Below are 9,917 nucleotides of genomic sequence, written 5' to 3'. Positions count from 1 at the left end.
GTGCACCTGAAGCGCAATCTGAAGAAACACCTGTCTGTGAAGCTGTACCGTGAAGTGAAGGAGAAGCTCTTTCTCCTCTTCAGGGCGCACGACGTCGATGAAGGGGAGAGACAGCTGTCGGCCATCGCCGACGCTGTCTCAAAGGAGAACAGCGAACTTGCGGACAGGCTGAGGGGAAGGAAGGGTAACTATCTTGCCTTCCTCAAATACCCTCAGGAGGTCAGGACGCACATATATACAACAAACGGCGTCGAATCCGTGAACTCGGGCCTGGAGTACATGCGTTACGAGCTCGGCGGCTACTTTCCGTCCAGACGCTCACTCGACTTCAACTACTACATACAGATCGAGCACAGGAACGATGGATGGCTCAGGAGACCGCTGCCCGCGGTCTCATCGAACACGTACGAACTGCGGCAGCTGTTCGAGCTCAGGTTCGGAATAGGAAAGGAGAGATCAGATCAATGAGTGGAAGTTGTTTGTACGGAAGAGGATCGGGAGGATCAACGTTAAGTAATTACACAATATTTAGGTACAGTCTCAGCTGCCCCTGCCTCTCGCCCCTCAGCACGAGCGGGTTGAAGCACCAGACTGATGCTTTCTTCTCATTGAGGAATGAAAGCAGGCCTATGTGATAGATGCCGCTCGCCTCCATCGAATAGACAATGGGCAGATGCATCTGTTCTGCCACAGACCGGCTCTCATTCCACATGCTCTCCATTCCGCTGCCGTTGTTGTCATATTTCACTGCAGACCGCACTGTGTTTCCGTTGCTGTCGACGATGGCGGCATGGAACCATTCCTGCGACACATTGGACGTGGCGTTTCAATTTTTACCATTTTCGGCGGAGTAAAATTGAGCAGAATCGGCGGCGAATATTGAGCAGAAATGGCGGTGAATATTTACCACCTGCGCCTCCTTCGGTGGAGGGCAGGGGGTACGAATTTGCTGACTTCGGAGGAATGGCACGTGTTTAAGGAAATGCATGAGCAGGGAATGTCGGTGAGCGAGATTGCGAGGCAATCGGGTGTGAGCAGGAACACTGCGAGGAAATACATCCTCGCTGTCAAGCCGCCTGAATACGGTTCCACAGGAAATGGTCGACTCTCTATTCTGGAACCGTACAAACCATACATCAGGGAGAGGATTGATGGTTACAACCTCTCCGCCGTCAGGATACTGGAGGAGATAAAGGCAAAAGGGTACCCCGGTGGATACACAATCCTCAGAGAATACTGTAGCACCATACGCAATGATGCGAAGGTGAAGGCGGTCCTTCGCTTCGAAACCAAACCCGGCGAGCAGGCACAGGTCGACTACGGCGAGTTCGGGCCCATCGAGATTGACGGTGTGATGAGGAAGCTGCACTGCTTCTCCATGCTGCTCGGTTACTCGAGAATGCGTTACATCGAATTCTCAATCGATCTGAAGACAGAGACGCTCATCAGGCAGCACACGAATGCATTCCAGTATTTCAGCGGCTATACGAACACAATGCTCTATGACAACATGAAACAGGTCGTGCTGGACAGGAAGGCGAAGGTCTCAGACTCCACCTTCAACCAGCTGTTCATGGACTTCCTCGAATTCTACGGCATATGGCCCAGACTCTGCCATCCGTACCGCCCTCAGACCAAGGGCAAGATAGAGAATACAATGAAGTTCATACGCGGCAACTTCTGGAACGGCAGAACATTCACATCGCTGGCCGATGTCAACAGCCAGGCACTCCAGTGGTGCGACAGAGTCAATGCCAGGGTACACAGAACAACAGGTGAAATACCGAAGGAGCGGCTGCCGCTCGAGAAGCTCAATCCTATACAGGGTCATCCGGTGTATGCGATGAAGCTCACGGACACGAGAAAGGTGTCGCGTGACTGCTATGTCTCATACCATGGGAATCGCTACAGTGTTCCCTGGAAGCATGCCGGCAGGGAGTCCGCAGTCACCGAGCTCGACGGCAGACTCTCGGTGACCATCGACGGCACAGTTGTTGCGGAACACGATATCCTCCAGGGCAGCGGAAGGATATCCAAAAACAAGGAACACTTCGACGGACTGATGAAGACAGTGAGGGAACAGAACCTCCGGCAGTACTCGGATGTCGAGAAGAGGGATCTGTCCGTCTACGACAGCATGGCAGGTGAGTGAAATGGACATGGTCTACGAGAGGGTGCACGGCTCGCTCGAAGAGCTGGGACTGACGACAATGAATTCGCTGATAGACAGCACGCTGGCAAATGCGAAGGACAGGACATTCATGGAGGTGCTCGACGACCTGCTGAAGACGGAGCTGGAGGCAAAGAACTCCAGGCGCATGACCATGCGCCTCAAGTTCGCCGGCTTCCCCGCCAGGAAGACGATTGACGACTTCGACTTCAAGTTCCAGCCGACGATAGACAGGAAGCTCATAGACGAGCTGCTGACCATGCGCTTCGTGCACAATGCGGAGAACGTCGTCTTCCTGGGTCCACCCGGTGTCGGCAAGACCCATCTGTCGATAGCGCTGGGCATGAGGGCCATACAGTCTGGCATTCCGGCATACTACACAACTGCATCGAAGCTCATATCGCTTCTGAAGACTGATGCGAAGGCCGACAGCCTGAGCATCAGGCTGAAGCAGTATGGAAAGTTCCCGCTGATGATCGTGGATGAGATTGGCTATCTGCCGCTCAGCAGGGAGGAGAGCAACCTGTTCTTCCAGTTCGTGTCCAGGCGGTATGAGCTTGCATCTACCATCTACACAAGCAACAAGAGATTCTCAGAGTGGTCTGAGATCCTCGGTGACGATACCATTGCGTCGGCAGTGCTAGACAGAGTGCTGCACCACTCTGTCGTCGTGAACATCAGGGGAGAATCATACCGGCTGAGGGAGAAGAAGAAATCTGGTTTGTTCTCAGCAAAAAAGGAGGATTGAGAAAACGAAAGTATCTAATATAGATGGGCAAAATTACTTCGCCGAATCTGGTAAATTTCTGACCGCCACCTACACACATCGATACCTGCAAACAGTCCCGGCAGTATGCTCCCCCTGTTTCCCTTCCGTTTCATTCATTTCGCTCCTTTTATTTAGGAGAAAGGGGATCCTCCATTGCCTGCAGGACCGTAAACTGGTAGTTGATTCAAGGAGACATTTACGTGTCCCTTAACGACCTGATTCTCGGATCAACCTGCAGGTGGTGGAGTGCTCGCTTCGCAACGAGGACAAAAGCCTCAAGAAGACTTACGCACATTCCCCTTTCACCAGGTTTCTCCCGAAGACACCGGAGTGTATACCCTTTCTCACTATACCATATATACCAGAAGAATGGCATTTGGCCCTTCCGCATCCCCTTTGTGTAAAGGTAAACCTGTCGTCCACTCTATAACGGCATACGCAAATACAGGGCACTCCTGAAGGACAATCACACACATCGCTTCGTCGAGGATATCATGGAGAATCTGCTCGACGAGAGCGTCGTCTCCTTCCTGACAGGCGCACTGAAAAGTTTTTCAGTCCAGCCCGGCCAGACCATCTGGTTCACGGCCGACGGCCGCAACTACGACACGGCATTCAGCACCGTGGCAAGGGAGATGCACATCAGGATACGGAGGCAGAGGTGCCTCTTCCATTCCGTGATGGATGTGACGGATGCGGTATACAAGGCGAGGGCAGAGAAACAGCTCGAAGGCGCGGTCAGGCTGCTCACATACATGTTCTTCCCTACTGAGAAGAATCTGAAGGCGCTTGGAAGGAATGAGGATGCGGTGAGGAAACTCTATTCGGAGAAGACGGAGAGGGAGGTGGTGGAAGGGCTGCTGCCCACAATACGCCACCTCTATGGCGGCGACAGCATCATTGGAAAGTTCCTCAACACACTGGATGAACACGCAGGGGAATTCTTCCTCTATCTCGCTGATCCGCTCGTCTCGAAGACGAGCAATCTTGCAGAACAGCATTTCTCTATGAACTCGCCGATATTCAAGCGCAGATTCAAGACAAAGGACGGTCTGCTCAACACATCATTCCTGTATCATGAACATCTCCATGTGTCCTCGGTTAAGGCCCGATTCGAAATTGCCAGCGATCTTCCGGTTTACTCAGAAACTCTCTCTTTGAGCACGCGATTGGCGATAAAGGCGTGGAAGCTTTATGAAGGAACATTATGGGTTTCGATCCGATCCAGAGTTTGCTCCCAGTGAAAAGAAAAGTACGCTGGCTTTGCATAACCGAGGACGCATGTGAACATCTCAGGTTATCAAGTAAAAATTGACAAGGTCTGCAAAGGCTAAGATTCAAATAGAAAGATCGCTTGAATATATCGGTGTTTGAAATATGCAACCTCACTAAATTTTATTCAAAGATCAGCCAGCCTGCTGTTGAAAACTTGAATCTCACGATAAGAGACGGGGAGATATTTGGCTTCGCAGGACTGAACGGTGCAGGAAAGACGACAACAATACGCATTTCCGCAGGCGTTCTGTATCCTACGTCTGGCACAGTGCTCATTGATGGAAAGGATATAGTGACTGAAAAGATCGATGCTTCATATAACATAGGATGGATTCCAGAATCGCCCAGCTTTGAACCAGGCGCGAAACCACTTTCGCTCATGAAATATTTTGGCGGCTTTTACGGGATGAAAACTTCTGAATCGATGAAACGAGGCAAAGAATTGCTAGAACTGGTGAAGCTAGATGGCGAACTGGATAAGAAGTTCAGGAACTACTCTCAGGGCATGAAGAAGCGCTTTGCTCTGGCAGCAGCAATGCTTTCCGATCCCGGCAACTACCTCTTCGATGAAACATCGACCGGCCTTGATCCAGATGGCATACGATTCGTCAGGAATTTGCTGCTTGATCTAAAACGCAAAGGTAAGGCCATTCTCGTGTCGTCGCACATTCTCGACGAACTGGAGAACGTGTGTGATAAGGTAGCAATCATAAACAGAGGCAAGCTTATAGAAGTCGTAGACAGAGAAAGAATATGGAGTATGACCGTTCGTGGTACAAGACTGGAAGATCACTTCTTAGAACTCATAGACAAGCCATCACAGTTGGGACATTCTATTGAACGGACTTGATGTTTTTCCCCTTTCTTCCTGAGTTTAGACATCACTCCCCTTTTGACCAGGGGAGCCATTTACTGCCGATTGACAATTTAACAGGGAATAACGTACCAAATCCACATAGACAGTATAAGTCCCTGACAGAGTTTGACAAAGCAAATCTGTGAATTTACTCTGTAATCTGTGAAAAAACTAGGCGATTTTGACCACTTTTTTCACAAAGCCTCTGTTTAGGGCTTTGTGAAAAAACTAGCTTTTGTGAAAATAATAGGTGGCTTGTGAATTTACTCGCATAACTGTGAAAAAACTGGTAGTAATGTCATCTATGAAATATTGGCTCTAGATGGCTGCCAGCTCGGTGACGATTGTCTCAAGAACTGATTCCAGGCGCCAATAGAGGTCGTCAAACCTGCCCTTTCCCCGCATCAGGGGTTGTGACAAAGCCCGAGAGGCACGGCCGGCAGGAGAAGGACAGCATCGCACTCGTGCAGCTGAAGAAAATAGGTTAATTCTAACTTCCCTTTTTCGGCTTGTGCTTCTGCGTATCCAGCAGCAGTCTTTCTATTACCTGCTGATATGTTTCACGCTGATGGACTTTCCGTTTATCCAGTGAATTTTTGATTTCCGCGCTTATTTTGATTACTGACATTTTTATGCTCCGTTATACTCCGGTATACAGTAAGATATTTAAGTATACTATGGTATATTCATAGTTTGCTTATATGATAAAAACTGCTCTAAGCTGTTTTTTGAAAAAGTTGGTGCTAGTTTCTGTTGCAATCATGGTTCTTTCTGGAATGTCGGGTTATTGGATGGCTGGAACCCAGCATAATTCGTCTGCAGTGAGTCAATATACGGCATTCAGTAGCTCGCTCACCGCGAATTCTGTTGTAGTGCTTAATAATTCATTTTTCCAGCATAATTCCCAGTCGCATATCAGCACGGTGCTCACTAACGTGTTTTCCAGCTATGAGCCATATATGGTTATCATGTATGGTGCGACTTCATACAGGCTTGAATTTCTCAATTCCTGGGCAACGGCACTGCAGAGCAATCATTTTCAGATGCCTGTTCAGCTCATTTCACATAACAGTACAAAAACCGCGCAGTCTTACAGCAGTTCACTGCTGGACAGCTCTGTGATTGCCGTTTCTTTTAATCCATGTGGAGAGGTAATTGGTGCACATGTAAGTGGTAACGGGCTGCAGCAGTTCATAAACTATGCAACCGGCATATTCATGGCGGAACAATCCATCATTCCTCACATATCGAAGCCTGTCAGTGCAGCAGCAACCCCAAATACTGTGACTAATCAGTATTTCACTGGTATCGGTTATGTCGGCTGGTATAAGGAGACTGCCCCTAAAGATTGGCTTAGCGAGCAGACAGGATGGGTTTCAGGTCAGTGGACGTACTATGAATATACTTATACCAGTCCAAACGGCACTGTTTATTATGAGTTCGCGACCGTTGGCCAGATAGAAATACATGCATACGATCCTTATACTCCGTATCACCTGTTTCAAGACACGCAATGGAACACGTGGCAATGGGCGGGCCAGGTGCTTTATGACCACAACCCGCAGAATACAGGTGAGTACACCAATGGTTACACCAATTACACAGTCACCGTTGCATTCAGTGGTGCAAGTGTCACGGTGTCTGAACAAGTGGCAAATAAAGTCCTGAATTGGCAAGACCAGAGCGATGGTCAGAAAGGAAATGCCGCTGTTTTGTACACATTTGGTTCAGCAGTTCAGGAAGACACTACATATACGCTCTGGCCAGGATCAACCGGATTTCTTGATCCATATAAATATGGTGGTGTTCTTCCTATGGTTGTTAATGAAGTCCTCTTTGGATCTGTAGATTCATGGCCCGGAACTTACTCCACACCGATCTTAAATCAAACTGTAAGACTTAATAATGGGGTAACTCCAACTTGAATTCATACATGATTGAATCATGGTGATGCCATTGAATCGTCAAAAAAGAATCGTTGTGTCGGTCATCCTTGCAGCGCTCTTTGTAGTGGCAGTTTATGCAGCTGCGATGGCAGTCAAGTCCCCGCATGATGGCCCCCGCATCATAATTGCAAAGGGCAATCTTCCGGATTACGGAACAACCGGCTCTGGATGGAACATAGCCGTCATGTATCATTTCACGGTCTACCATGAATCCCGTCTTGTGGGAAACTGGACTGCAAACGGGCTGGTGCAGGCCGGCATAGTCAACAATACACAGATGAGCAGCAAGAATTTCAGTGCACTCCACCCTATTCCGTTTGCAGACAACGGCTCATTCAATGTAATCCTGCAGCCCGGGCAATATTGGATTGGTTTCAATCTGGATGGCAGCATCAAGCAGACTAGTGTGAGCATACTAATTACGACGCCGATAGAGCTTGTGCCTTAAATTTCAGTCATGCCGGGGAACTAGAAATCAGGGCTCTCCTTGTCGAGCCCGCGCAGCCCCCATCGTTCCGTGAAACGTGCTTGGTTGTGCGCATCGCTTGCTCACATTCTTCTCGGCGATATCCCTTATCTCAGAGTTCTGGAATGAATAATGCCTGAAGGTAAAATCTTTCACGAGTGCAGTCTCGTTCCCTGTCGCCGCAGCTTCTCAGCGTCTTCTGTCCAACTCCAAAGGTTCATAGACGAATCTGTCATTTTGATCATACACTACCTTTCCCAGCGCTTGATGCCCTTGACACGGCCGGCAATTACACAGAATATCCCACAATTTATGTGGGCAGAGTTCACGCCGTCCTCAGGAAGATCAAGCGGATAGGGGAGGTGGCGATGCCCAGCGGCCGCCGTGGTGTAGAGGCAGACATGAAGGATTGCATAATCGTTTATAATGGGCGCGGATGGAGAGAGAGATGAATCGGGTTTCACTGTACACATCTTCAGCTTAATTCAGGAATCAAGAAATTGTAACTCAAAGATTCTACTATAGCAAAGGGCCCTCAGGGCCCGCTAGGGTAGATTTAACGCACAGATATCGGAATGGCAGTAATCAGCGGGATTCAGATTTTTTCGGCTCGCGCGCCGATACGATTACCTCGGTCGAACCAGGCTCTATAGACCAGAACAATGTTGAGCCATGCTCCACTCCGAGCATGGCCGCTACAGCCTCAGGTATTGTTGATCGTAAAGAGGAAGATGACGGCATTACTCGGGTGGCTTTTGATTTGAATATTCTAGGCGGGGAATCACCAATTACCTTAACTGCATGTGAGTTAAATAATTATGGCTTAAATCTTGGCTTTTCAATAGGACAAAAAATAAATACTATGACAGATATATAGGCCATATTATTAGCCAAAATAGGAGACAGAGGCACATGAAACTCCCTGAACTGACACGGATTAAAGCGGATAGGTTGCTATCGAAATTTCCCGATGCTGTCAAGTACGTTGGTGAGGGGGAGTTTTCAGTATCTTCTGAAAGCGGCCATGGCAGGTACAGGGTGTTGGACAAAATTGACAGTTGGACGTGTGAATGCAGATATTTTCAGGAAGAGGAAGAAACATGCAAACACATTGCTGCAGTCATGCTTAATCTGGACCGTCAGATAGGAGTAACTGCAGAAATAGTCGATAAGCTAGCAAAAGTATCTTATCCCCAGAATTGGGAAGCATATGACCTTGCGCAGATGGCCGAGCTCCGCTTGTTCGACCCGCTTTTGCTAGGTCTTGTTGAAAGCATTGAAGATCCACAGCCTGCCCGGAGCACTGGAAGGCCTAGGACCGAGTTTTCGACAGACCTTTTCTGTGCGGTAAGGAAAGTTGCATCAATGTATTCGTGCCGGAGATCGTACGGCTTCCTTGAAACAGCACATGAAAAGAAATATCTCGATTCCACTCCCAACTATTCAATATCATCAAGACTGCTTATCAGGGAAGACGTTACGCCAATACTGAAAGAGCTCGTTTCATTATCTGCGTTTCCCCTTGGCTGCCGTTGAAGAATATGCGACTGTGGCTATTGACTCCTCCGGATTCCGTACGAATTCGTATGTCTTCTATTGCCAGGAGAAGCACGGTCCGTCAAGACGAAATGTCTGGCTGAAAGCTTCACTGCTTGCTGGCTGCAAGACGCATGGAGTGTTCAGGGCCGCTGTTACCCAGAACACTGTGGCTGATGCAACACTCTTTCAGGAACTTCTGGGAGGCGCGATTCAGGCGGGGTTTGATATCGGGAAAGCGACCGCCGACAAAGCATATCTCAGCAGGGCGAACTATAATTACGGTTCAGAACTGGGTATCAGTGTATTCATTCCTTTCAAAAGCGATTCAATAGCCATGGCGAAAGGATCGCCCGCGTGGAAGAAGATGTACCACCTTTTCCACTTAAAACGCGATGAGTTTGATGAAGAGTACCACCCGAGGTCCAATGTAGAATCGGTGTTTTCAGCCATAAAAATGAAATTTGGAGAGGCGATAAAATCCAAAAACCCCACAGCCCAGGTCAATGAGGCTTACTGCAAGATCATCGCGTACAACATCACGGTCGTCATCCATGAGATGTTTGAGCATGGCCTGGAGAGCCATCTGCTGCTGATTGATAATCTAACAGGGAATAACGTGCCAAATCCATACAGACAGGATAAGTCCTTGACAGAGTTTGACAAAACAAATCTGTGAATTTACTCTGCAATCTGTGAAAAAACTGGTAAGTAATGTCATCTATGAAATATTATCTCTATATGGCCGCCAGCATGGTGACGATTGTCTCAAGAACTGATTCCAGGCGCCAATAGAGATCATCAAACCTGCCCTTTCCCCGCATCTGGGGTCGTGACAAAGCCTGTGAGGGATGGCCGGCAGGAGAAGGACAGCATCGCACTGGTGCAGCTGAGGAAAA

The 9,917-nt window shown here is 48.6% G+C and carries 12 protein-coding genes; 10 read left to right on the top strand and 2 right to left on the bottom strand.

Translation table 11 applies throughout. The annotated features are described in order from the left end of the window. The coding region (locus tag KIS30_09890; protein ID MBX8647045.1) for a transposase at positions 1-468 on the top strand (468 nt) is incomplete at its 5' end. Positions 469-517: 49 nt separating this feature from the next. On the opposite strand, the gene KIS30_09885 is transcribed toward KIS30_09890, so the two are convergent. Further along, on the bottom strand, positions 518-811 hold the full coding sequence (locus KIS30_09885; protein ID MBX8647044.1) for a transposase: 294 nt from the start codon (positions 809-811) through the stop codon (positions 518-520). 135 nt (positions 812-946) lie between these two features. On the opposite strand from KIS30_09885, the gene istA reads away from it, so the two are divergent. From istA to KIS30_09865, 4 genes are all read left to right on the top strand, one after another. Next, on the top strand, positions 947-2,152 hold the full coding sequence (gene istA / locus KIS30_09880) for an IS21 family transposase (protein ID MBX8647043.1): 1,206 nt from the start codon (positions 947-949) through the stop codon (positions 2,150-2,152). A gap of 7 nt (positions 2,153-2,159) precedes the next feature. Continuing rightward, a complete protein-coding gene (istB, locus tag KIS30_09875; GenBank protein ID MBX8647042.1) occupies positions 2,160-2,918 on the top strand; it encodes an IS21-like element helper ATPase IstB in 759 nt (252 codons plus the stop codon). Between the two features lie 515 nt (positions 2,919-3,433). Then, on the top strand, positions 3,434-4,183 hold the full coding sequence (locus tag KIS30_09870; GenBank protein MBX8647041.1) for a hypothetical protein: 750 nt from the start codon (positions 3,434-3,436) through the stop codon (positions 4,181-4,183). 122 nt (positions 4,184-4,305) lie between these two features. Beyond that, positions 4,306-5,064 carry an ABC transporter ATP-binding protein gene (locus KIS30_09865; GenBank protein MBX8647040.1) on the top strand — a complete coding sequence of 253 codons (759 nt, stop codon included), beginning with the start codon at positions 4,306-4,308 and terminating at the stop codon, positions 5,062-5,064. 496 nt (positions 5,065-5,560) lie between these two features. Here KIS30_09865 and KIS30_09860 read toward each other — a convergent pair whose 3' ends face one another. Beyond that, the gene (locus KIS30_09860) at positions 5,561-5,698 is read right to left on the bottom strand and encodes a hypothetical protein (protein MBX8647039.1); all 138 of its coding nucleotides are present in this window, start codon (positions 5,696-5,698) and stop codon (positions 5,561-5,563) included. Between the two features lie 100 nt (positions 5,699-5,798). Between KIS30_09860 and KIS30_09855 the strand changes: the two genes are divergently transcribed. From KIS30_09855 to KIS30_09835, 5 genes are all read left to right on the top strand, one after another. After that, positions 5,799-6,995, top strand: a complete 1,197-nt coding sequence (locus KIS30_09855) for a hypothetical protein (protein MBX8647038.1) — start codon at positions 5,799-5,801, stop codon at positions 6,993-6,995. Positions 6,996-7,026: 31 nt separating this feature from the next. Further along, the gene (locus KIS30_09850; protein MBX8647037.1) at positions 7,027-7,464 is read left to right on the top strand and encodes a hypothetical protein; all 438 of its coding nucleotides are present in this window, start codon (positions 7,027-7,029) and stop codon (positions 7,462-7,464) included. A 706-nt stretch (positions 7,465-8,170) separates the two neighbouring features. Then, entirely contained in the window at positions 8,171-8,359 is a 189-nt protein-coding gene (locus tag KIS30_09845) for a hypothetical protein (protein ID MBX8647036.1), read from the top strand. Between the two features lie 35 nt (positions 8,360-8,394). Next, a complete protein-coding gene (locus KIS30_09840) occupies positions 8,395-9,018 on the top strand; it encodes an SWIM zinc finger domain-containing protein (protein ID MBX8647035.1) in 624 nt (207 codons plus the stop codon). After that, complete coding sequence (locus tag KIS30_09835) at positions 9,005-9,697, top strand: transposase (protein ID MBX8647034.1); 693 nt, start codon at positions 9,005-9,007, stop codon at positions 9,695-9,697. Before KIS30_09840 ends, KIS30_09835 begins: the two co-directional genes overlap by 14 nt. Positions 9,698-9,917: the final 220 nt, after the last annotated feature.

Source organism: Candidatus Sysuiplasma acidicola (assembly GCA_019721035.1).
GTDB classification, from domain to species: Archaea; Thermoplasmatota; Thermoplasmata; order Sysuiplasmatales; family Sysuiplasmataceae; genus Sysuiplasma; species Sysuiplasma acidicola.
This window is presented reverse-complemented; position numbering and strand designations above follow the sequence as displayed.